We start from the raw sequence: 20,264 nt of genomic DNA on the forward strand, positions 1-20,264 counted from the left end.
ATGTTCCGACAAGGATGACCAAGAAAGACCGAGGGGGGAATTCGTGGTCTCCGCCATTCTGTTCATCGATTCGATCGTCCTCATGGCCGCCGCCGGCGTGACCCTGTGGTGGATGCTCCACGCCTGGCGCACCCCGGAGACACTGGAGTCGACGGCCTTCGCCACGCCCGACGGCAGGGCGGAGCTGTCCTTCTCACTGCTGGTCCCGGCCCGCCACGAGGAGGCCGTCCTGCGGCACACGGTCGAGCAGATGCTCCGCATCGACCACCCGGACTACGAGATCCTGCTGATCGTCGGCCACGACGACCCCGGCACCGCCGCCATCGCCCACGAACTCGCCGCCGAGCACCCCGGCAGGGTGCGCACGGTCGTCGACACCCACACCAGGAAGAACAAGCCCCGCGCCCTCAACACCGCGCTGCCGCACGCCCGCGGCGAGGTCGTCGGGGTCTTCGACGCCGAGGACGTCGTCCACCCCGAACTGCTCGGCCACGTCGACTTCGCCTTCCGCCACGAGAACGCCGACGTCGTCCAGGGCGGCGTCCAGTTGATCAACTACCGGAGCAGCTGGTACAGCCTGCGCAACTGCCTGGAGTACTTCTTCTGGTTCCGCAGCCGGCTGCACCTGCACGCCCGCAAGGGGTTCATCCCGCTCGGCGGCAACACCGTCTTCGTCCGGTCCGCGCTGCTGCGCGACACCGGCGGCTGGGACGGCGACTGCCTCGCCGAGGACTGCGACCTGGGCGTCCGGTTGTCCAGCGGCGGCGCCAAGGTCGTCGTCGCCTACCACTCGGCGCTGGTCACCCGCGAGGAGACGCCCGGCTCCATCAGGGCGCTCTACAAGCAGCGCACCCGCTGGAACCAGGGTTTCCTCCAGGTCCTGCGCAAGGGCGAATGGCGTCGGCTGCCCGGCTTCGGCCAGCGGATGCTCGCCCGCTACACGCTCAGCACCCCGTTCGTGCAGGCCGCGACCGGCGTGATGATCCCGCTGGGCATCCTCTTCGCCCTCGTCGGCGGAGTCCCGCTGCCCTTCTCGATGTTCGCCTGGCTGCCCATGCTGCCGATGGCAGCCATGATCGTCTTCGAGGCGGTCGCCCTGCACGACTTCGGCCGCGAGTACGGCTTCCGCATCAGCCCGCGCCAGTACGCGGGGCTCGTCCTCCTCGGCCCCGTCTACGCCGTGATCCTCGCGGCCGCCGCCCTGCGCGCCGTGTGGCGCGAGTACACCGGGCGCCGCGACTGGGAGCTGACCTCCCATGTCGGCGCACACCTCCCCGCCCACACCCCGCAGCCCCAGGAGGCACGGTGACGGCCCTGCCCGCCGACGTGTCCATCGTCGTCCCGACCTTCAACGAGGCCGACAACATCCACGAGTTGCTCGCCCGCATCGGCGCCGCGATCCCCTCGGGGACCCGCGCGGAGGTCGTCTTCGCCGACGACTCCACCGACCACACCTGCGAGGTCATCGAGGAGGCGGCCCGCCGCAGTGCCGTCCCGGTCGTCCTGCACCACCGGCCCGTCCCCGAGGGCGGTCTCGGCGGTGCCGTGGTCGAGGGCGTCGCCCGCGCCTCGGCACCCTGGATCGTCGTCATCGACGCCGACCTCCAGCACCCGCCCGAACTCATCCCGCACCTCGTCGCCCGCGGTACGGCGACCGGCGCCGAACTGGTCGTCGCCAGCCGTTACGCGGACGGCGGGGACCGCGGCGGCCTCGACGGCGGCTACCGCAGACTCGTCTCCAGCTCCTCCACCCTCCTGACCAAGTCCCTCTTCCCCCGCGCCCTCAGCGGCCTCACCGACCCGATGAGCGGCTTCTTCGCGATCCGCCGCACGGCGGTCGACCGCGCCTCGGCACAGGACGAGGGCCTGCAACCCCTCGGCTACAAGATCCTCCTCGAACTGGCGGTACGGTGCCGCCCGCGCGGCATCGCCGAAGTCCCGTACGCCTTCGGGGAACGGCACGCCGGGGAGTCCAAGTCGACGGCCCGCGAGGGCATGCGCTTCCTGCGTCACCTGATCACCCTGCGCACCGCCGACCCCCGCGCCCGCGCCGTCGTCTTCGGCCTCGTCGGCCTGTCGGGCTTCGTCCCCAACCTGGCCCTGCTCTGGCTGCTCACCAGCCAGGCCCCCGGTCTGCACTACGCCCCGGCGGAGATCATCGCCAACCAGGCGGGTCTGCTGTGGAACTTCGCCCTCGTCGATTCCTTCGTCTACCGCAACCAGCGGCGCCATCACCGGCGCGGGATACGGCTCCTGACGTTCGCCGCCGTCGGCAACGCCGACCTGGTCGCCCGCATCCCGCTCGCCGCTCTCCTCATCGGCGCCGCCGGCATGACCGCCCTGCCGGCGACGGCACTCGCCATGGCGATCGTCTTCACGGCCCGCTTCCTGGTCGTGGACCGCTGGCTGTACCGCCGCCTGCACACCACCCTTCCGCCCCTCCCCCGCGTCACGCCGGACCCGGTCCCGGACCCGGTGCCGGACCCGCTGGGGTGACGGCGGGCGCTGGAGCGACGGCCGTCACGAGGCGTGAGGAACGGCCGGGGCGGGGCGTGAGGAACGGCCGGGGCGGGGCGTGAGGAACGGCCGGGGCGGGGCGTGAGGAACGGCCGGGGCGGGGCTTCGGCCACGACCGGGGCGAGGCTTCGGCCACGACTGAAGCGACGGGGTCCGGCTCGGCCCGGTCGGCCGTCGGCCGGGTCCCGTCGACGGCCGGGGCCGGGCCCCGTCGGCCTCAGAGGTCGAACCCCGTCAGTGTCCGAGGTCGAGCCCCGTCGGCGTCAGGGACCGGCAGTGACACGGCCGCGACCGGCCGGCCGCCCGCTGGGCCCCGTCGGCGTCCGAGACCGGGCCCCGTCGACGTCCGAGGACGAGCCCCGTCGACGTCCGAGGTCGAGCCCCGTCGACGTCAGGGACCGACGATGACACGGCCGCGACCGGCCGGAAGCAGGTCCGTCACCTGCGCGGCTCCACCCCGGTCCGCCGAACCACCGGGCCGGGCCCCGTCGGCGGGCGCGGCCGACGGTGACACGGCCGCGCCCGTCGGGGCGGGCGGTGCCGTCACCCGTGCCGCTCCGCCGCGGGGCGCGACCGGCTCCCGCCGCGCCTCCCCGTGCCGCAGACGACGCCCACCGCCTCACGGGGTGAGCTTCGCGCGCAGCGCGTCCACCTCCGTCACCGGCAGATCGCACACGAACCCGCGGCAGACGTACGCCGTCGGCGCCCCGCCCACCAGCACCCGGTCGGCGAGCAGCGGAAACTCCTCGCTCCCCGGCGTGCCACAGGCGACCACCGCTCCCGGCGCGGTCGCCAGCAGCGCGGCACGATGCAGCTCGCCCGTGCCGGGATCGTCGAGCGAGGGTCCGACGACGGCCACCTCGCGCGGCCCGTCGAGCAGCGCCTCGGCGGCGGCCAGACCCCATCCGATGAACCGCGGCACCCGCGGCCCGAGCGCCTTCACGACCCCCAGCGCCTTCTCCGCGGCGGCGCGGTGCGCCTGCGAACCGGTGTGGGCGGCGTACGACAACAGCGCCCCGGCAGCCGCCGACCACCCGGAGGGCACCGCGTTGTCGGTCGGGTCCTGCGGACGCCGGATGAGCCGCTCGGCGTCCGACGCCGTGTCGTACAGGGACCCCGACTCCGGGTCGGTGAAGCGCGCGAGCACGTGGTCGAGCAGGAACCCGGCGAAGTCCAGCCAGACCCCCTCGCCCGTCACCCCGGCCAGCGCGAGGAAGCCCTCGGCGACGTCGGCGTAGTCCTCCAGGACGCCCGCGTTGGTCCCGGCCCTGCCGTCCTTGCTGGTCCGGGTGAGCCGCGCCTGGTCGTCGAGGTGCACCCGGACGAGGAGGTCCGCGGCGGCGAGGGCCGCGTCCACCAGGTCGGGCCGGTCGAAGTAGGCGCCGGTCTCGGCGAGCGCGGCGACGGCGAGACCGTTCCAGGCGGCGACGACCTTGTCGTCCCTGCCGGGTGCGGGCCGCTCCGCCCGCGCGGCCAGCAGCCGCTCCTTCACCGACGCGATCTTCTCCGCGTCGAACACACCTTCCCGCTGGGGCAGTTGCAGCACGGAGGCGCCCTCCTCGAAGGTGCCCTCGTCGGTCACCCCGAAGTGGGCGGCGGCCAGCGCCGCGTCCTCGGCGCCCAGGACGTCGGTGAGCTGCTCGGGCGTCCAGACGTAGTACGCCCCCTCCACGTTCCGCCCGCTCCCGTCGTCGCTGTCGGCGTCCAGCGCGGAGGCGAACCCGCCCTCGGCGGTGCGCAGTTCCCGCACCATGAAGTCGGCGGTCTCCAGCGCGACCCGCCGGGCCTGCTCGGACCCGGTCGACCGCCACAGGTGCGCGTACACCCGGCACAGCAGTGCGTTGTCGTACAGCATCTTCTCGAAGTGCGGCACGGTCCAGTCCCGGTCGACGGAGTAGCGGGCGAAGCCGCCGCCGAGCTGGTCGTAGATCCCGCCGCGGGCCATCCGCTCGCAGGTGTCCCGCGCCATCTGCAGGGCACCGTCGGCCCCGGTGCGCGCGTGGTGGCGCAGCAGGAACTCGATCACCATGGACGGCGGGAACTTCGGCGCCCCGCCGAACCCGCCGCGCTGCGGGTCGTACTCCCGGGTCAGCCCGAGCAGTGCCTGCGCCAGCTGCTGCTCGCCGGGCGCCATGCTGTCCCCGTAGGAGATCTCGCGTCCGGCGAGGTCGCGCACGATCTTCCCGGCGACCTCGGCCACCTCGTCCCGCCGCTCGCCCCAGGCCTGCCGCACGCCCTCCAGCACCTGCCGGAAGGACGGCATGCCCTGCCGGGGCGCGGGCGGGAAGTAGGTGCCGAAGTAGAACGGCTCGGCGTCCGGCGTGAGGAACACGGTCATGGGCCAGCCGCCCTGCCCGGTCGCGGCCTGCACGGCCTCCATGTAGACGGCGTCGACGTCGGGCCGCTCCTCACGGTCGACCTTGACGCTGACGAAGTGCTCGTTGAGGTCGTCGGCGGTGGCCTGGTCCTCGAAGGACTCGTGCGCCATGACGTGGCACCAGTGGCAGCTGGAGTACCCGACGCTGAGCAGCACCGGCACACCCCGCCGGCGCGCCTCCTCGAACGCCTCCGCCGACCAGGGCCACCAGTCGACCGGGTTGTCGGCGTGCTGGAGCAGGTACGGGGACGTCTCATGGGCCAGTCGGTTCGCCATAAGGTCCATCCTGCCGCAGGCCCCGTCCCGGAACGCGTCCGACGCCCTCCGCCGACCGGGGCGCGGATGCCCCACCGACCGCTGCCGACTGCTGCAGACCACTGCCGGCGCGGGCCGGCGCCGTCACGGCTGCGCAAGGCCGGAGGCCGAAGGCCGGAGCCGTCTTGGCTCCACGAGCCGGGGGCCGCCGCGCCGGCGTCTTGGTTTCACGGACCGAGGGCCGCCGCGCCGCCGTCGTGACTCCACGAACCAAGGGGCCGGAGGCCGAGGCCACCGTGACCCCACAAACCGGGGCCGGAGGCCGGGACCGTCGCGCCACCGCGGGCCGAGGGGCCGAAGGCCGGGACCGTCGCGCCACCGCGGGCAGGAGGGCCGCCGACGACGACGGGCGCGGCCCGCGGGGCCGCACGGGCCGGCGCGGCGCAGGCCGCCGGCACCGCTGCCCGCGCGGGCGGGCGGCGGTGCGGGCGGTCCAGAGGTGCGGCCCTGCTCAGCCCTTGGCGGGCGTGGGCTTCTCCGTGGTGGTCTCGCCGGAGGCGTCCTGTGGGGTTTCCACGAAGTCGACCTTGCCCATGCGGCGGTTCATCGACTTCATCAGGCCCCAGACCGCGATCGCCATCGCCGCGAAGACGATGAAGCCGAGGACGCCGGGGGTGACCTTGTTCTCGTCGACCTCCTTGGCGAGGGGGACGAGGTGCGTCATTGCCAGGCTCACGCTTGCGCTCATGTCAGGCATTGTCGCGGATGCCCGCAAAGAGGTCGTCCTCGGGGAGGGAGGTCTCCACGAGTGACTTCGCCAGCTCGTACTCCTCGGTCGGCCAGACCTCCCTCTGGAGTTCCAGCGGCACCCGGAACCAGCCCCCGTCGGGGTCGATCTGCGTGGCGTGCGCGATCAGCGCCTTGTCCCGGATCTCGAAGAAGTCGGCGCACGGAACGTGCGTGGTCAGCGTGCGCTCGACCCGCTCGAACTCGCTCCAGCGCTTGAGCCAGTCCCCGTACGGCGACTCCAGGCCGCGGTCGAGCATGGCCTGGTGCAGCGCCTCGGTGCGCGGACGGTTGAAGCCCTGGTTGTAGTAGAGCTTCAGCGGCCGGTACGCCGGCCCGAACTCGCTCTCCGGGTACTTCGCGGTGTCGTCCGCCCCCTCGAAGGCCACCATGGAGATCTTGTGGGTCATGATGTGGTCGGGGTGCGGATAGCCGCCGTTCTCGTCATAGGTGGTGATCACCTGGGGACGGAAGGAGCGGATCTGCTTCACCAGCTCACCGGCCGCCTTGTCGACGTCCTCGAGGGCGAAGCAGCCCTCGGGCAGCGGCGGCAGCGGGTCGCCCTCGGGCAGTCCGGAGTCGACGAAGCCGAGCCACTCCTGCTTGACCCCGAGGATCTCGCGGGCCTCGTCCATCTCCTTCTTGCGTACCTCGTGGATGTGCTCCTCGATGTACGTGTCGCCCTGGAGCTTCGGATTGAGGATGGAGCCGCGCTCCCCGCCCGTGCAGGTCACGACCAGCACGTCCACCCCCTCGGACACGTACTTCGCCATGGTGGCCGCGCCCTTGCTCGACTCGTCGTCGGGGTGGGCGTGCACGGCCATCAGTCGCAGCTGGTCAGTCAAGACTCAAATCCTCAGTAAGTCGGCGCCCCCGTGGGACGGGGTGCGATCGGCGGCTTCTATAGTGACCGAATCGGGGGGCCAATAATTCCGTGGTCCTGCCCCGGCAGCCCACTTTCGGACCTTCGCCCGACCGGCCGGAGGCCTTGCCGAGAGGACGATCATGAGTACGGCGAGCACGCGACCGCCCGAGGGCCGTTACGGCCGTTCCTCGGACGAGCGCGCGGACCGCACGCTCAAGGTGGCCGGCGCCGTCCTGGGTGCGCTGCTGCTCGCGTTGATCGGCTACTTCGCCTATCACTACGTGGGCCAGAACAAGATCAGCGGCGAGATGATCACCTTCCAGGTCGCGGACGACTCGGTGCGAGTGCACCTCGAGGTCCGCAAGGACGCGGGGGTGAGCGGTTACTGCACGGTCCGCTCGCAGGCCGAGAACGGCACCGAGGTGGGCCGCGCCGACTTCCGCTTCTCCGGCCCGGACACGCGGATCGACAAGGTGGTCACGCTCCGTACGACGTCCCGGGGCACCACGGCGGAATTGCTGGGTTGTCACGCGGACTGATCACCGTCCGCAATACGTGGATGCCGACCTGCGTCGACGTAAGTCTTACGGCTTATGTCCTCCCCTTTGGGCCGCTGAATTGTTAGGCTCGTGGTTTCGCCCATCTGTGGAGGAACATGCTTCCAGGTAGGGCGATACTTTGTTATTCCCAGTACCGACGAGGAGCACCCTGTGACCCAGACCAGCGAGAACGTCACCTGGCTGACCCAGGAGGCGTACAACAAGCTCAAGGACGAGCTTGAGTACCTTACTGGTCCTGCGCGCACCGAGATCGCCGCCAAGATCGCGGCCGCGCGCGAGGAGGGCGACCTGCGTGAGAACGGCGGGTACCACGCTGCCAAGGAGGAGCAGGGCAAGCAGGAACTCCGTGTCCGCCAGCTCACCCAGCTCCTGGACAACGCCAAGGTGGGCGCCGCCCCGGCGTCCACGGACGGCGCGGTGGCGCCCGGCATGGTCGTGACGATCGCCTTCGACGGTGACGAGGACGACACGCTGTCCTTCCTGCTGGCCTCGCGTGAGTACGCGAGCTCCGACATCGAGACCTACTCGCCGCAGTCGCCGCTGGGCTCCGCCGTGATCGACCACAAGGTCGGCGAGGACGCGGAGTACGAGCTGCCGAACGGCAAGAAGGCCTCCGTGCGCATCCTCAAGGCCGAGCCCTACAACGGCTGACGGACCCCAGCGGTCCGCACCGCACCCCCCGATTCCCGATCGGACCCCCGGCGCCCGTGGCGCCGGGGGTCCTCTCGTGCCCGGTGGCCCGGCACGGTCATGCGGTGGCCGAGCGGTACTTGCGTACCGCCAGGGTGCGGAACACGAGGATGATCAGCACCGAGTAGATCAGCGAGGCCCAGACGGGGTGCTGCATGGGCCAGGCGTCGGAGGTCGACTGTCCCGGGTTGGCGAACAGGACGCGGCAGGCCTGGACGGTGGCGCTGAAGGGGTTCCATTCGGCGACATGGCGCAGCCAGGGCGTCATGTTGGCGGTGTCCACGAAGGCGTTGGAGATGAAGGTGACCGGGAAGAGCCAGATCAGTCCGCCGGAGGTGGCCGCCTCGGGGGTGCGGACGGACAGGCCGATGAGGGCGCCGATCCAGGTGAACGCGTAGCCGAGGAGGAGCAGCAGGCCGAAGGCGGCCAGGACGCGTGCGGCGTTGGTGCTGCCGTCGGAGCCGACCCGCCAGCCGACCAGGAGCGCGACGACGGCGAGGACGAGCAGCGTCAGCGCGGTCTGCACGAGGTCGGCGAGGGTGCGGCCGGTGAGGACCGCGCCGCGGGCCATGGGCAGGGAGCGGAACCGGTCGATGAGGCCCTTGTGCATGTCGTCGGCGATGCCCGCGCCCGCTCCGGCAGTGGCGAAGGTGACGGTCTGCGCGAAGATCCCCGCCATGAGGAAGTTCGTGTAGTCGGTGGCACTGGTGCTGCCGCCGACCCGCATGGATCCGCCGAAGACGTAGGTGAACAGCACCACGAACATAATGGGCTGGATGAGCCCGAAGATGACCATCTCGGGAATCCGGCTCATGCGAATCAAGTTGCGTTTTGCAACGACCAGGGAGTCCCGGACGCTCTGCCCGAGCGGGTTGCCCGGGGCCGCGCCCGGGACGGCGTCGCTGACGGCGCTCATTTCACGGCCTCCTTGCCGCTGTCCTCGGACTTGCCCTCGAGCCTGCCCTCGGCGGCGTGTCCGGTGAGGGACAGGAAGACGTCGTCGAGGGTGGGGCGGCGCAGGCCGATGTCGTCGATCTCGATGCCGCGGACGTCCAGCTCCCGGATGACCTCGGCGAGGAGCTTGGCGCCGCCGGTGACGGGCACGGTGAGCTTGCGGGTGTGCTCCTCGACGGCGGTGTCGCCCTTGCCGAAGCCGGCCAGGACCTCGAGCGCGGTCGGCATGTGCTCGCGGTCGTGCACCACGACCTCCACGCGCTCGCCGCCGGTGCGGGCCTTGAGCTGGTCGGAGGTGCCGCGGGCGATGACCTTGCCGTGGTCGACGACCGCGATGTCGTGCGCGAGGTGGTCGGCCTCCTCCAGGTACTGGGTGGTCAGCAGCAGCGTCGTGCCGCCGGAGACGAGGCGCTTGATCACCTCCCACAGCATCTGGCGGTTGCGCGGGTCGAGGCCGGTCGTCGGCTCGTCCATGAACATCACGGGCGGGGAGACCACGAGCGCGGCGGCCAGGTCGAGGCGGCGGCGCATGCCTCCGGAGTAGGTCTTCGTGATGCGGTCGGCGGCGTCCGCGAGGTCGAACTGGTCGAGCAGCTCGGCCGCCCGGGCCTTCGCGGCCCTCGCCCGCATCTGGTAGAGCTGCCCGACCATCTGGAGGTTCTCGCGGCCGGTCAGGTACTCGTCGACGGCGGCGAACTGACCGGAGAGGCCTATCGAGCGCCGGACCTCGTTGGGGTGCTTGAGCACGTCGAGTCCGGCGACCACGGCCCGGCCGCTGTCCGGGCGCAGGAGGGTGGTCAGGCAGCGGACCGTGGTGGTCTTGCCCGCGCCGTTCGGCCCGAGGAGGCCGAGGACGGTGCCCTCCGGGACGTCGAGGTCGACGCCGTCCAGAGCCCTTACGTCGCCGAAGGTCTTCACCAGCCCTTCGGCATGGATGGCGCCTGGCATGTGAGTCTCCACGTCGTTGGGGATTCTTCGGAAATACTAGGTTTGCGCATTTCGCTCCGCTCGACCTGGACACGTCGAGCACGTCGGCGAGGTGGCGTGATCCACACCATAACGCGATGTATCGCGTCCCTCAACGGACTTACCCGAACGAGTGGCCAAGAGGATTCCGGCCCGGCGCGCGGCGCCGGCCGGCGCACGGCACCGACGCTTGCCGGCACCGGTCGAGGGGCGCCGACGTCAGTCGATGACGGTGTAACCGGCCTCGCGCAGGGCCTGGCCGACTTCGGCGCAGTGCACCGGTCCCTTCGTCTCCAGGTGCAGCTCCACCTCCGCCTCCGTGAGCCCGAGCCGCGGGTCGGTCCGTACGTGGCTCACGTCGAGGACGTTGGCGTCCACCGTCGACAACACCCCGAGAAGCGTCGCGAGCGCGCCGGGCCGGTCCGTCAGCCGCAGCCGTACGGCCAGGTAGCGGCCCTGCGCGGACATGCCGTGCCGCAGGACGCGCTGCATCAGCAGCGGGTCCACGTTTCCGCCGGAGAGCACCGCGACCACCGGTCCCTCGAAGGCGTCCGGCGCGCTCAGCAGCGCCGCCACCGGACTCGCCCCGGCCGGCTCGACGACCAGCTTGGCCCGCTCCAGACACAGCAGGAGGGCGGCCGCCAACGCGTCCTCCGACACCGTGCGCACCTCGTCCACCAGGTCGCCGACGATCCCGAAGGGCACGTCACCGGGACGGCCGACCCTGATGCCGTCCGCCATCGTCACCGGACTGCGCAGCGACACCGGCCGGCCCGCCGCCAGCGAGGGCGGATACGCCGCCGCGCCCTCCGCCTGCACCCCCACGATCCGCACGTCGGGCCGCAGCGCCTTCACCGCCACCGCGATGCCCGCCGCGAGTCCCCCGCCCCCGAGCCCCACGACGATCGTCCGCGCCTCCGGGCACTGCTCCAGGATCTCCAGACCCACCGTGCCCTGCCCGGCGATCACGTCCGGGTGGTCGAAGGGATGGATGAACACCGCGCCGGTCCGTGCCGCGTGCTCCTGCGCGGCCGCCAGCGTCTCGTCGACCACCTGCCCGTGCAGACACACCCGCGCGCCGTACTCCCGGGTCGCGCTGATCTTGGGCAGCGGGGCGCTCGTCGGCATGAACACCGTGGACCGCACGCCCAGCAGGGTGGAGGCAAGCGCGACACCCTGCGCGTGGTTGCCCGCACTCGCCGCGACGACCCCGGCCGCCCGCTCCTCCGGCAGCAGGCCGGCGATCCGGACATACGCGCCGCGCAGCTTGAACGAGCCCGTCCGCTGGAGGTTCTCGCACTTGAGGTGCACCGGCGCCCCGACGAGCTGGGACAGGTGCCTGCTGCCCTCCATCGCGGTGGTCCGCGCCACCCCCGACAGCATCTTCTGTGCGCCGCGCACATCGTCGAGGGTGACGGCCCGCAAGGAGTCAGCCGTGCCATAGCTCATGACACCAGCATCGCAGTTCACAGGCGGGAACGACCGCCGCGACCAACCGCCGGGACCGGTTTCCGCAGCGCCGGTACGACCCGCCTCCGGGCCGCGTACCCTGTCCCCCAACCCAGCACCCCTTTCATGAAGTGAGCCCCCGGCCATGCCCACAACACCTGAAATGTCGATGGACATGACGACCGTCGGTGACACCGGTCTTCTGGACACGCTGCAGCACCAGGTCGCGGTCTTCGCGCGCCGCGCCGAACAGACCCGGCTCGGCGGCGTCGGGCAGGTGCGCAACTCCATGGACCGTGCCGCCTACCTGCTGCTCAACCGCCTCGACAAGGAAGGCCCGATGGGCGTCAAGGCGCTCGCCGCGAGCATGGGCATCGACTCCTCGACCGTCACCCGGCAGGTGGCGCCGCTGGTCGACACCGGTCTGGTCAAGCGCACCTCGCACCCCGAGGACGGGCGGGCCGTGGTGCTCCAGCTGTCCCCGCGCGGGCTGTCCCGGCTGGACGAGGTACGGTCCTCCAGACGTCAGCTGATGGCCGAGCTGACCGACGACTGGAGCCCGCAGGAGCGCGAGGCGTTCTGCACGCTCCTCACCCGCTTCAACACCGCGCTGTCCACCAGGATGGCCTCCCCCGGCCTCCCCGGCACGGAGCCCGCACCGGCTTCCTGACCCCCGCGCGCGACCGCGCCCCGCGCGTGCGCGGCTCTTGACCGACGGCCCGCCCCTGGCCTCATATGAGACCGGGCCCCCGTTCGCCACAGCCGGCCGGGGTCCGTTCCCAGGGGGTCGCCGGCAGGCGGGAGGCGCGCGGTGCGGGCACGGCATGCGGGCCAGGACGCCCGTCGGGCCAAGGACTTCGAGGCGTTCGTGGCGGGCGCGGGCGGGCGGCTGACGCAGACCGCCACCCTGCTCACCGGGGAACCGTCCGACGACAACCCGCGCGCGCGACGGCTGCTGACGCACGCCCTCGCGCACACCTACGCGTACTGGGACCGGCTGCGCGGCGAGGACCCCTACGACCACGCCCGTCGGCGCCTCGCCGTCCGCTTCGCCGACACCGCCTGGCACCGGCACGCCGCCCTGGGCCGGCCCCGCCGGCACCTCACCGGCCCGCTGGCGGGCCTCACCCCGCGAGAACGCCTCGTCCTGGTCCTCAGGCTCCACGAGGGCGTCGGCGAGGAACAGGTCGCGGCCCTCCTCGGCCTGCCCGCGGAACGCGTCCACACCCTCTGCGACCGGGCGACGGCGACCGTCCTGCACCCGCCCCCGGCACCCTCGCCCCGTCCCCCCGCGGCTAAGGCGGCGCCGACGTGAACCGGCCCCAGCGGGAGGCCGCCGTACGGCAGATCATGGAGCGGACGGTGCCCCGGCTGCCACCCGGGCTGTGCACGGACGCCGTCCGCCGCGGCAGCCGTATGCTCCGCCGTCGCACCCTGGCCCGGCGCCTGCTGTGGCTGCTGCTGTGGGCGGCGGCCGTCGCGTTCGCCGTCTGGGCGGCGGTGGCCGAGCCGTGGGTGGAGCCGCCGTCGGAGACGACCCCACCCCTGACCGGCTGGTGAGACCCGGCCCGTGGCCGGGTCCTAGCCGAGTGCCTGCTGGAGGTCCGCCAGGAGGTCGTCGACGTTCTCGATGCCGACCGAGACGCGCACCAGGTCGGCCGGGACCTCCAGGGCCGAACCGGCCGCGGACGCGTGTGTCATGCGCCCGGGGTGCTCGATCAGCGACTCCACGCCGCCCAGGGACTCGCCCAGCGTGAACACCCTGGCGCGGTTGCACACCTCGACCGCCGCCTCCTCGCCGCCCGCCACCTGGAACGACACCATGCCGCCGAACGCCCGCATCTGCTTGGCGGCGACCTCGTGACCGGGGTGGTCCGGCAGGCCCGGGTAGAGGACGTTCGTCACGCGCGCGTGCCGGGTGAGCATGTCGGCGACCTTGGTCGCGTTCTCGCTGTGCCGGTCCATGCGCACCGACAGCGTCTTCGTGCCCCGCAGCACCAGCCAGGAGTCGAACGGCCCGGCGACCGCGCCCATCGCGTTCTGGTGGTACGCCAGCTCCTCGCCGAGTTCCCGGTCGCCCGTGATCAGCGCGCCGCCGACGACGTCCGAGTGGCCGCCCATGTACTTGGTCAGCGAGTGCACGACGACGTCCGCGCCGAGCGCCAGCGGCTGCTGGAGGTACGGCGTGGCGAAGGTGTTGTCGACGACGAGCCGGGCGCCCGCGTCCCGCGCCACCTGTGCGACGGCCGCGATGTCGGTGATGCCGAGCAGCGGGTTGGAGGGGGTCTCCACCCACACCGCCTTCGTCTTCGGGGTGATCGCGGCCCGTACGGCGGCCGGGTCGCTGGTGTCGGCCACCGACCACTCCACGCCCCACCGGGAGACGACCTTCGCGAACAGCCGGAAGGTGCCGCCGTACGCGTCGTTGGGGATCACCACGTGGTCGCCGGGGCTGAGCAGCGTACGCAACAGGCAGTCCTCGGCCGCCAGTCCGGAAGCGAACGCCAGACCCCGGACGCCGCCCTCCAGGGCGGCCAGGTTCTCCTCCAGGGCGGTCCTGGTCGGGTTGGCGCTACGGCTGTACTCGTAGCCGCCCCGCAGGCCGCCGACGCCGTCCTGCTTGTAGGTCGAGACCTGGTAGATCGGCGGGACGACCGCGCCGGTGAGGGGATCGGCGGTGTTGCCCGCATGGATCGCCAGGGTCTCGAAGTGCTGACTGATATGCCTGTCGCTCATGGGCACCGAGCGTAGTGCGCCGGAGGCGAAGGTGCGGGACCGCGGGGTGCCCGCCGCCCCGCCGGGAGGTTTTCCACAGGCCGGCGGAGGTGGTTGGCCAATTGTCGGCGGTGTCTGGAACCCTTGGGGCATGGAAATTCTCTGGGTCCTGATCGCGCTGGTCATGCTCAGCTTCGTGCTGCTGCCGTTCCTGCGGCGCAGGCGCGGCGGGATCGAGCAGGTCCCGGCCGGCCACCCCGACGCCGCGGACCCCGCGGAGTACGGCTTCGTCCGCGAGGAGGAGCTGGACATCCGCATGCCCGGCCCCGACCAGGACCTGCTCGACGTCCTGAACGTGGTGCAGCGCACCCAGGACTACCGGGCCGCCCTGCAGCTGTTGGCCGGCACCGAGGTCGAGGGCGAGCGGCGCTGGCAGCGCGTGCAGGCCTTCGCGGGCGCCGCCGCGCTGGAGCTCCGGCAGCGGCCCGGCGGGGTCGGTGACACGCCGGGCGGACAGTGGCTGCGGGTGTGGCGCGCCGAGGCGCCCAAGGACCCGGGCGGGGCGGCGGTGCACGCCGAGTTCCTCGTCCAGCAGGCGTGGCGCACCTCGACGCCGGGCACGGACGACTTCCGGATCATCATGGAGGAGGCGAAGGACGCCTGCGGGCAGGCGGCGCTGCTCGCCCCCGGTGACCCGATCCCGTACGTCGTCGAGCTGTCGGTGGCCCGCGGTCTGGCCTACTCGCAGCGCGAGTTCGAGCAGCTCTGGCTGAAGATCCTGGACCGTGCCCCCGCGCACATGGGCGCGCATCTGGCGGCCCTGCACTACTGGTGCGAGAAGTGGCACGGCTCGCGCGAGACGGCGATGTCCTTCGCGGAGGCCGCGGCGGCGCGCGCCCCCCAGGGTTCCCTCCTCGCGGCGATGCCCCTCTTCGCGGTGTTCGAGCACCTCCCCGAGGTCAACCTGGTCACCGGTTTCTACCAGAGCGAGGTCGTGACCAAGGCGATCCACGGCGCCCTGTTCGCCGTCCACGCGGCCCGCCCCGACGACCCCATGCTGGCGCACGTGCGCCACCTCCTGGTCTTCTTCCTGGTGCGCGCCGAACGCTGGTCGGAGGCGGTGAACCAGCTGATCCACGTCGACGGCCACGTGGGCGCGCTGCCCTGGACCCTGTCCACCGACCCGGCGGGCGAGTTCGCGGTGTACCGCGCGCTGGCCGTGGCGGGATACGAGGCCAACGGCGGCAGCCCCGCGTCGCTCCCGCACTGAGCCCGGGCCGGGGTCCGGCCGCGGACCGGTCCCCCGGGCACGGGCTGGACTCCTGCCGCGAGCCCGGTCCGCTCCGGTCCGCTCCGCTCCGGTCCGGTCCGGGGGCCTGCTCCCGCACCGGAATGCGCCGCGGACCACCGGCGTTGACATGCCCGGACCCCTGATTGGAGACCGCATGTTCCCGCACAGCCGCACGCCCCGGCTCCCGGCCCCCGAGCAGGCCCTGCCCGGCCGCACCGAGCCGGCCTTCTCCGTCCCCGGCCGCCACACCGTCCTCGGCACCCCGCTGCTCGGCCCCTACCCCGAGGGCCTGGAGACCGCCGACTTCGGCCTGGGCTGTTTCTGGGGCGCGGAGCGCAAGTTCTGGCAGCTCCCGGCGGGTGTGTGGACGACGCTGGTCGGCTACCAGGGCGGCCACACCGAGAACCCCACGTACGAGGAGGTCTGCTCGGGCCTGACCGGCCACACGGAGGTGGTCCGCGTGGTCTTCGACCCGGACGTCATCTCCTACGAGACCCTCCTGAAGACGTTCTGGGAGTCCCACGACCCCACCCAGGGCTTCCGCCAGGGCAACGACGTCGGCACCCAGTACCGCTCCGCGATCTACACCCACACCCCCGCCCAGTCCGCCACGGCCGAAGCCTCCCGCGACGCCTACCAGCGGGTCCTCACCGCGGCGGGCCACTCCACGATCACCACGGAGATCCTCCCGGCGCGGGACCGGACGTTCTACCCGGCGGAGGGCTACCACCAGCAGTACCTCTCCGACGCCAAGAACCCGAACGGCTACTGCGGCCTCGGCGGGACGGGCGTCAAGCTGGGTGACCCGTTCGAGACGAACTGGGGGGCGTCCTGCCCGACCGGCGTTGCCCCTGCTCCGGCGGTCACGGAGAAGTAGCCCACCCGAAGCACAGAGCCACCAACCGGCCGTGGTGCCCGTCACGCACGGCATCACGGCCGACTCGGTGTGGTCAGGGCGGTCGGGACGTGGGTCGTCAGCCGTCGTGGGGCGCACTTCCCGTCAGGCCGATCTGCCGCCGGCGGCACTCTCCGGCACGGCGAACGGCACTCGAAAATCAGTGGCCGCCCGAACCGGCCGCCTCCACGCTGTACGCCATGGAAGAACCGCAACGCCGGATCCGCGCCGTCCACACGGAGTCCACGGTCACCGTCTACCAGGCGTACCCACCGGAGATCGGCGTGCCCGCCGCCCGTGACGGCCGCTTCCCCACCGCGTGGAAGCGGGACCGGATGACCTGGATCAAGCCGTCGTTCCTGTGGATGATGTACCGCTGCGGCTGGGGCACCAAGGCGGGGCAGGAGACCGTCCTCGCCGTCGACATCACCCGCGACGGCTTCGAGTGGGCGCTGCGCCACGCGTGCCTGTCGAGCCATGTCCGCGGGGTCCACGCCGATCACGCCGCCTGGCGGCGCCAGTTGAGGCGCGCGCCCACCCGCGTGCAGTGGGACCCCGAGCGGGACCTGCGCCTCCAGCCCCTGCCGTACCGGTCCCTGCAGCTCGGCCTCACCGGCGAGGCCGCACGACGCTACGCGGACGAGTGGACGGTCGCCATCCGCGACGTGACCCCGCTCGTCCACGAGATCCACGCTCTCGTCGACGGCGGTGACGTGGACTCCGCCGCCCGGCTGCTGCCCCGGGAACGCCCCTATCCCGCCGGAGACGGCGCTCTCGCCCACCTCCTGGGCTGACCGGCCGGGACCGAGGAGTTGCGCGGCAGAGCCCGATCGGCACGTCGCCCCCGGTGTGTCCGACCGGGCCGGACCGGGGCGGACGGCAACGTCGTTCCCGTCGCACCGGCAGCAGTGCGCCGTGTGCGGTGCGGCTTGCACGTCACAGTCCGGCCGCCTGGAGCAGTGACGCTCGTTCGTCATCGCCCAGCTGGAGGTCCGCCGGCAGTCGGCCGTCGGCCAGCAGACGTCGCACCCATGCCGCGTCGGCGACGAACGCCGCCCGGCAGAGGGCCCGTTCGGGGTGCTCCTCCTCGGGGCCGCCGACTGTCAGGCCCCCCGTGCCGTCGGGGCGGGCCGGTGCGGACAGGGCGGCGGCCACGAGGAGGAGACCGAACAGTTCGTTCCGTCGCGGGGTCGACGGATCGGCAGCCAGCCGCAGCAGGTACGGGACGACCGCCGGCATCGTGGCGCTGATGGACAGCGGTCCCGACATCACCAGCCAGTCCAGCGCCCGTTCGGCCATCTCGGCCGCGTCGGCGTCGAGGAGCCCGCGCAGGACGACAGGGACGTCGACCGGGAAGCCGGTGACGGACGACCAGTCCACGTCCTCGCACCCCGCCAGTGCCGGGTGCGGAGAAGCCCCGTCCCCCAGATGCGGGTGGGCCGCCGCCAGTGCCGCCGTCGCGGCCACCGCCGCGGCCCGGTGATCCACCTTGCACACCGCGATGCCTCCCGTCCGCCCCCTGCGCCGTCCCCGGCGAACACCCGCCGCATCGACGCCCTGAGTCTATTCACGTCCCCCTCCACGCACGCGGTCCACCCACCCGGCGCACGCTCCCCACTACGGCGGTGTGCCCGCCGGACACCGCGGAGGCCCGGAGGACCCGGTGGGGCCGCGGGCGGGCGGCGTACGACGAGGGGCCCCGGCGCGTGCGGCCGGGGCCCCTCGAAGGTGGCGCGGGACGTCAGATGGTCGCCGTGTCGATCACGAAGCGGTAGCGGACGTCGCTGGCGAGCACCCGCTCGTACGCCTCGTTGACCTCGGAGGCGCTGATCAGCTCGATCTCGGCGCCGAGGCCGTGCTCGGCGCAGAAGTCCAGCATCTCCTGGGTCTCCCGGATGCCGCCGATGCTGGAGCCGGCGAGGGTCTTGCGGCCGCCGATCACCGAGAACAGGTTGAGCGCGACGGGCTCCTCGGGGGCGCCGACGTTGACGAAGGCGCCGTCCGTGCGCAGCAGGGCCAGGTAGGCGTCCAGGTCGAGCGGGGCGGAGACGGTGGACAGGATCAGGTCGAAGGTGCCGGCCAGCTCCTTGAAGGTCTCCGGGTCGCTGGTGGCGTAGTAGTGGTCGGCGCCCAGCTTCAGGCCGTCGTCCTTCTTGCGCAGCGACTGGGAGAGCACCGTCACCTCGGCGCCGAGGGCGTGCGCGATCTTGACGCCCATGTGGCCGAGGCCGCCCATGCCGAGGACGGCGACCTTCTTGCCGGGGCCGGCGTTCCAGTGCTTCAGCGGGGAGTAGGTGGTGATGCCGGCGCACAGCAGCGGGGCGGCCACGTCGAGGGCGAGGCCGTCGGGGACGCGGACGACGTAGTTCTCGTCGACGACGATCTTCTGCGAGTAGCCGCCGTAGGTGGGCGCGCCGTCCTTGCCGACGGCGTTGTACGTGCCGATCATGCCGCCGCCGGTGCAGTACTGCTCCTGGCCGGCCTCGCAGTTGTCGCACTCGCGGCAGGAGTCGACCATGCAGCCGACGCCCACGCGGTCGCCGACGGCGAACCTGGTCACACCGGGTCCGACCTCGGAGACGACGCCCGCTATCTCGTGGCCGGGCACCATCGGGAAGATGGCCTCGCCCCAGCCCTCGCGGGCCTGGTGGATGTCGGAGTGGCAGATGCCGGCGAACTTGATGTCGATCAGGACGTCGAACTCGCGGACCTCCCGCCGCTCGATCGTCGTGCGCTCCAGCGGAGCCTTGGCGGAGGGTGCGGCGTACGCGGCAACAGTGGTCATGCCGGGGTTCTCCTAGCAGTCGTACGCCCGGTCTGCCTTCGGACCGGGCACGGCGTCCAGCCTGCCCCGGATCGCGGCGTCCACCCAGCCCCCGCCTGTGCCTACGTCCGCCGTGCCTACCACTGGCGGGGTCAGGTTCGCCTGCGTACGACCGTGAATACTGGACGCATGGACGAACAGGCCGATGCCGTACCCCAGCCCGGCGGGCGTCTGGACCGGCGTGCCGAACTCAGCGAGTTCCTGCGCACCCGGCGCGCCCGGCTGAAGCCGGGGGACGTGGGGCTGCCCGACTTCGGCCGGCACCGCCGGGTGCCGGGGCTGCGGCGCGAGGAGCTGGCGCAGCTGGCCGGGGTGTCGGTGGCGTACTACACGCGCCTGGAGCAGGGCAACGGGCGGAACGTCTCCGCGGAGGTGCTGGACTCGATCGCCCGCGCGTTGCGGCTGACCGATGCCGAGCACGCGCACCTGACCCATCTCGCCAAGCCGAAGCAGCACAAGAAGAAGCCGGCGGCGCGGGCGCGGCAGGTGCGTCCGGCGCTGCGGGAGCTGCTGGGCCTGATGGACACGGTGCCCGCGTACGTGATCGGGCGGCGGTCGGAGATCCTCGCCTGGAACCGGATGGCGGCGGCCGTGTTCGGGGACTGGGGCGAGCTGCCGGTCGCCGAGCGGAACTGGGCGCGGCTGGTGTTCCTGCGGCCCGACTACCGCGATCTGTTCGTGGACTGGGAGCAGAAGGCGATCGACATCGTGTGCGCGCTGCGGATGGACGCCGGCTGCTATCCGGACGACCCGCGGCTGTCGACCCTGGTGGGTGAGCTGTCGGTGAAGAGCGAGGACTTCCGGCGGCTGTGGGCGACCCACGACGTCAAGGACAAGGCCTACGGCGTGAAGCTGCTGCACCATCCCCTGGTGGGTGAGCTGTCCCTGAACTTCGAGGGGTTCCGGCTGCTCGGGGAGAGCGAGCAGACGATGGTGACGTATCACGCGGAGCCGGGGTCGCCCTCGGCCCAGGCGCTGCGGCTGCTGGCCAGCTGGGGCGCGGACGCGAGCCGGGTGGGGACGGACTCCCCGTCGTCGGTGTGACGACGCCCGCGCCTTCCTGAGCCGGGCGCGAACGGCCCGCCGGAGGCCGGTGCTCCGGGGAGCCGGTGTTCCGGGG

The 20,264-nt window shown here is 72.3% G+C and carries 20 protein-coding genes; 11 read left to right on the top strand and 9 right to left on the bottom strand.

Annotated features, from left to right (window positions below):
* Positions 1-82 precede the first annotated feature (82 nt).
* Entirely contained in the window at positions 83-1,309 is a 1,227-nt protein-coding gene (locus tag ACGFQC_RS06965; RefSeq protein ID WP_363092920.1) for a glycosyltransferase, read from the top strand.
* Complete coding sequence (locus ACGFQC_RS06970; protein ID WP_363092890.1) at positions 1,306-2,496, top strand: glycosyltransferase; 1,191 nt, start codon at positions 1,306-1,308, stop codon at positions 2,494-2,496. The genes ACGFQC_RS06965 and ACGFQC_RS06970 overlap by 4 nt, the downstream gene beginning before the upstream one ends.
* Before the next feature lie 640 nt (positions 2,497-3,136).
* On the opposite strand, the gene ACGFQC_RS06975 is transcribed toward ACGFQC_RS06970, so the two are convergent.
* The 3 genes from ACGFQC_RS06975 to mca all read right to left on the bottom strand — a co-directional run bounded on the left by ACGFQC_RS06975 (position 3,137) and on the right by mca (position 6,759).
* Positions 3,137-5,170: a thioredoxin domain-containing protein gene (locus ACGFQC_RS06975; RefSeq protein WP_363092891.1), complete on the bottom strand. Its 2,034-nt coding sequence runs from the start codon at positions 5,168-5,170 to the stop codon at positions 3,137-3,139.
* Between the two features lie 490 nt (positions 5,171-5,660).
* A complete protein-coding gene (locus ACGFQC_RS06980; protein WP_363092892.1) occupies positions 5,661-5,906 on the bottom strand; it encodes a hypothetical protein in 246 nt (81 codons plus the stop codon).
* Positions 5,899-6,759 (bottom strand): mycothiol conjugate amidase Mca, encoded by an 861-nt coding sequence (gene mca / locus ACGFQC_RS06985; RefSeq protein ID WP_363092921.1) that lies wholly within the window; start codon positions 6,757-6,759, stop codon positions 5,899-5,901. The genes ACGFQC_RS06980 and mca overlap by 8 nt, the downstream gene beginning before the upstream one ends.
* A 181-nt stretch (positions 6,760-6,940) precedes the next feature.
* Here mca and ACGFQC_RS06990 point away from each other — a divergent pair, with 181 nt between their 5' ends.
* Both ACGFQC_RS06990 and greA read left to right on the top strand, forming a co-directional pair.
* Entirely contained in the window at positions 6,941-7,339 is a 399-nt protein-coding gene (locus ACGFQC_RS06990) for a DUF4307 domain-containing protein (protein ID WP_363092893.1), read from the top strand.
* Between the two features lie 171 nt (positions 7,340-7,510).
* Positions 7,511-8,011, top strand: a complete 501-nt coding sequence (gene greA, locus ACGFQC_RS06995; protein WP_363092894.1) for a transcription elongation factor GreA — start codon at positions 7,511-7,513, stop codon at positions 8,009-8,011.
* Positions 8,012-8,108: 97 nt separating this feature from the next.
* On the opposite strand, the gene ACGFQC_RS07000 is transcribed toward greA, so the two are convergent.
* From ACGFQC_RS07000 to ilvA, 3 genes are all read right to left on the bottom strand, one after another.
* The gene (locus tag ACGFQC_RS07000; protein ID WP_363092895.1) at positions 8,109-8,966 is read right to left on the bottom strand and encodes an ABC transporter permease; all 858 of its coding nucleotides are present in this window, start codon (positions 8,964-8,966) and stop codon (positions 8,109-8,111) included.
* Positions 8,963-9,952 (bottom strand): ATP-binding cassette domain-containing protein, encoded by a 990-nt coding sequence (locus ACGFQC_RS07005; protein ID WP_363092896.1) that lies wholly within the window; start codon positions 9,950-9,952, stop codon positions 8,963-8,965. Before ACGFQC_RS07005 ends, ACGFQC_RS07000 begins: the two co-directional genes overlap by 4 nt.
* 237 nt (positions 9,953-10,189) lie before the next feature.
* Positions 10,190-11,419: a threonine ammonia-lyase gene (gene ilvA, locus ACGFQC_RS07010; RefSeq protein WP_363092897.1), complete on the bottom strand. Its 1,230-nt coding sequence runs from the start codon at positions 11,417-11,419 to the stop codon at positions 10,190-10,192.
* A gap of 163 nt (positions 11,420-11,582) precedes the next feature.
* Here ilvA and ACGFQC_RS07015 point away from each other — a divergent pair, with 163 nt between their 5' ends.
* The 3 genes from ACGFQC_RS07015 to ACGFQC_RS07025 all read left to right on the top strand — a co-directional run bounded on the left by ACGFQC_RS07015 (position 11,583) and on the right by ACGFQC_RS07025 (position 12,979).
* A complete protein-coding gene (locus ACGFQC_RS07015; protein ID WP_363092898.1) occupies positions 11,583-12,089 on the top strand; it encodes a MarR family transcriptional regulator in 507 nt (168 codons plus the stop codon).
* 141 nt (positions 12,090-12,230) lie between these two features.
* The gene (locus ACGFQC_RS07020) at positions 12,231-12,734 is read left to right on the top strand and encodes a sigma factor-like helix-turn-helix DNA-binding protein (protein WP_363092899.1); all 504 of its coding nucleotides are present in this window, start codon (positions 12,231-12,233) and stop codon (positions 12,732-12,734) included.
* Positions 12,731-12,979: a hypothetical protein gene (locus ACGFQC_RS07025; RefSeq protein ID WP_363092900.1), complete on the top strand. Its 249-nt coding sequence runs from the start codon at positions 12,731-12,733 to the stop codon at positions 12,977-12,979. The genes ACGFQC_RS07020 and ACGFQC_RS07025 overlap by 4 nt, the downstream gene beginning before the upstream one ends.
* Before the next feature lie 21 nt (positions 12,980-13,000).
* On the opposite strand, the gene ACGFQC_RS07030 is transcribed toward ACGFQC_RS07025, so the two are convergent.
* Entirely contained in the window at positions 13,001-14,155 is a 1,155-nt protein-coding gene (locus ACGFQC_RS07030; RefSeq protein WP_363092901.1) for a cystathionine gamma-synthase, read from the bottom strand.
* Positions 14,156-14,285: 130 nt separating this feature from the next.
* Here ACGFQC_RS07030 and ACGFQC_RS07035 point away from each other — a divergent pair, with 130 nt between their 5' ends.
* From ACGFQC_RS07035 to ACGFQC_RS07045, 3 genes are all read left to right on the top strand, one after another.
* The gene (locus ACGFQC_RS07035; protein WP_363092902.1) at positions 14,286-15,404 is read left to right on the top strand and encodes a hypothetical protein; all 1,119 of its coding nucleotides are present in this window, start codon (positions 14,286-14,288) and stop codon (positions 15,402-15,404) included.
* A 175-nt stretch (positions 15,405-15,579) separates the two neighbouring features.
* Positions 15,580-16,302 carry a peptide-methionine (S)-S-oxide reductase MsrA gene (msrA, locus tag ACGFQC_RS07040; protein WP_363092903.1) on the top strand — a complete coding sequence of 241 codons (723 nt, stop codon included), beginning with the start codon at positions 15,580-15,582 and terminating at the stop codon, positions 16,300-16,302.
* Between the two features lie 218 nt (positions 16,303-16,520).
* Positions 16,521-17,114 carry a DUF4291 domain-containing protein gene (locus ACGFQC_RS07045; RefSeq protein ID WP_363092904.1) on the top strand — a complete coding sequence of 198 codons (594 nt, stop codon included), beginning with the start codon at positions 16,521-16,523 and terminating at the stop codon, positions 17,112-17,114.
* A gap of 142 nt (positions 17,115-17,256) precedes the next feature.
* On the opposite strand, the gene ACGFQC_RS07050 is transcribed toward ACGFQC_RS07045, so the two are convergent.
* Complete coding sequence (locus ACGFQC_RS07050; RefSeq protein WP_363092905.1) at positions 17,257-17,817, bottom strand: hypothetical protein; 561 nt, start codon at positions 17,815-17,817, stop codon at positions 17,257-17,259.
* Positions 17,818-18,061: 244 nt separating this feature from the next.
* Positions 18,062-19,105, bottom strand: a complete 1,044-nt coding sequence (locus tag ACGFQC_RS07055; protein WP_363092906.1) for an NAD(P)-dependent alcohol dehydrogenase — start codon at positions 19,103-19,105, stop codon at positions 18,062-18,064.
* 168 nt (positions 19,106-19,273) lie between these two features.
* On the opposite strand from ACGFQC_RS07055, the gene ACGFQC_RS07060 reads away from it, so the two are divergent.
* On the top strand, positions 19,274-20,188 hold the full coding sequence (locus ACGFQC_RS07060) for a helix-turn-helix transcriptional regulator (RefSeq protein WP_363092907.1): 915 nt from the start codon (positions 19,274-19,276) through the stop codon (positions 20,186-20,188).
* Positions 20,189-20,264 lie beyond the last annotated feature (76 nt).

Source organism: Streptomyces sp. NPDC048734 (assembly GCF_043198675.1).
Classification (GTDB): domain Bacteria; phylum Actinomycetota; class Actinomycetes; order Streptomycetales; family Streptomycetaceae; genus Streptomyces.

What these genes read in the sequence shown, in the direction of transcription:
- ACGFQC_RS06965 (WP_363092920.1), top strand. Translation starts at nt 83, where the DNA reads ATGGCCGCCGCCGGCGTGACCCTGTGGTGGATGCTCCACGCCTGGCGC.
- ACGFQC_RS06975 (WP_363092891.1), bottom strand. Translation starts at nt 5,170, where the DNA reads ATGGCGAACCGACTGGCCCATGAGACGTCCCCGTACCTGCTCCAGCAC.
- ACGFQC_RS06980 (WP_363092892.1), bottom strand. Translation starts at nt 5,906, where the DNA reads ATGCCTGACATGAGCGCAAGCGTGAGCCTGGCAATGACGCACCTCGTC.
- mca (WP_363092921.1), bottom strand. Translation starts at nt 6,759, where the DNA reads ATGGCCGTGCACGCCCACCCCGACGACGAGTCGAGCAAGGGCGCGGCC.
- ACGFQC_RS06990 (WP_363092893.1), top strand. Translation starts at nt 6,941, where the DNA reads ATGAGTACGGCGAGCACGCGACCGCCCGAGGGCCGTTACGGCCGTTCC.
- ACGFQC_RS07000 (WP_363092895.1), bottom strand. Translation starts at nt 8,966, where the DNA reads ATGAGCGCCGTCAGCGACGCCGTCCCGGGCGCGGCCCCGGGCAACCCG.
- ACGFQC_RS07005 (WP_363092896.1), bottom strand. Translation starts at nt 9,952, where the DNA reads ATGCCAGGCGCCATCCATGCCGAAGGGCTGGTGAAGACCTTCGGCGAC.
- ilvA (WP_363092897.1), bottom strand. Translation starts at nt 11,419, where the DNA reads ATGAGCTATGGCACGGCTGACTCCTTGCGGGCCGTCACCCTCGACGAT.
- ACGFQC_RS07015 (WP_363092898.1), top strand. Translation starts at nt 11,583, where the DNA reads ATGTCGATGGACATGACGACCGTCGGTGACACCGGTCTTCTGGACACG.
- ACGFQC_RS07030 (WP_363092901.1), bottom strand. Translation starts at nt 14,155, where the DNA reads ATGAGCGACAGGCATATCAGTCAGCACTTCGAGACCCTGGCGATCCAT.
- ACGFQC_RS07035 (WP_363092902.1), top strand. Translation starts at nt 14,286, where the DNA reads ATGGAAATTCTCTGGGTCCTGATCGCGCTGGTCATGCTCAGCTTCGTG.
- msrA (WP_363092903.1), top strand. Translation starts at nt 15,580, where the DNA reads ATGTTCCCGCACAGCCGCACGCCCCGGCTCCCGGCCCCCGAGCAGGCC.
- ACGFQC_RS07045 (WP_363092904.1), top strand. Translation starts at nt 16,521, where the DNA reads ATGGAAGAACCGCAACGCCGGATCCGCGCCGTCCACACGGAGTCCACG.
- ACGFQC_RS07055 (WP_363092906.1), bottom strand. Translation starts at nt 19,105, where the DNA reads ATGACCACTGTTGCCGCGTACGCCGCACCCTCCGCCAAGGCTCCGCTG.
- ACGFQC_RS07060 (WP_363092907.1), top strand. Translation starts at nt 19,274, where the DNA reads ATGGACGAACAGGCCGATGCCGTACCCCAGCCCGGCGGGCGTCTGGAC.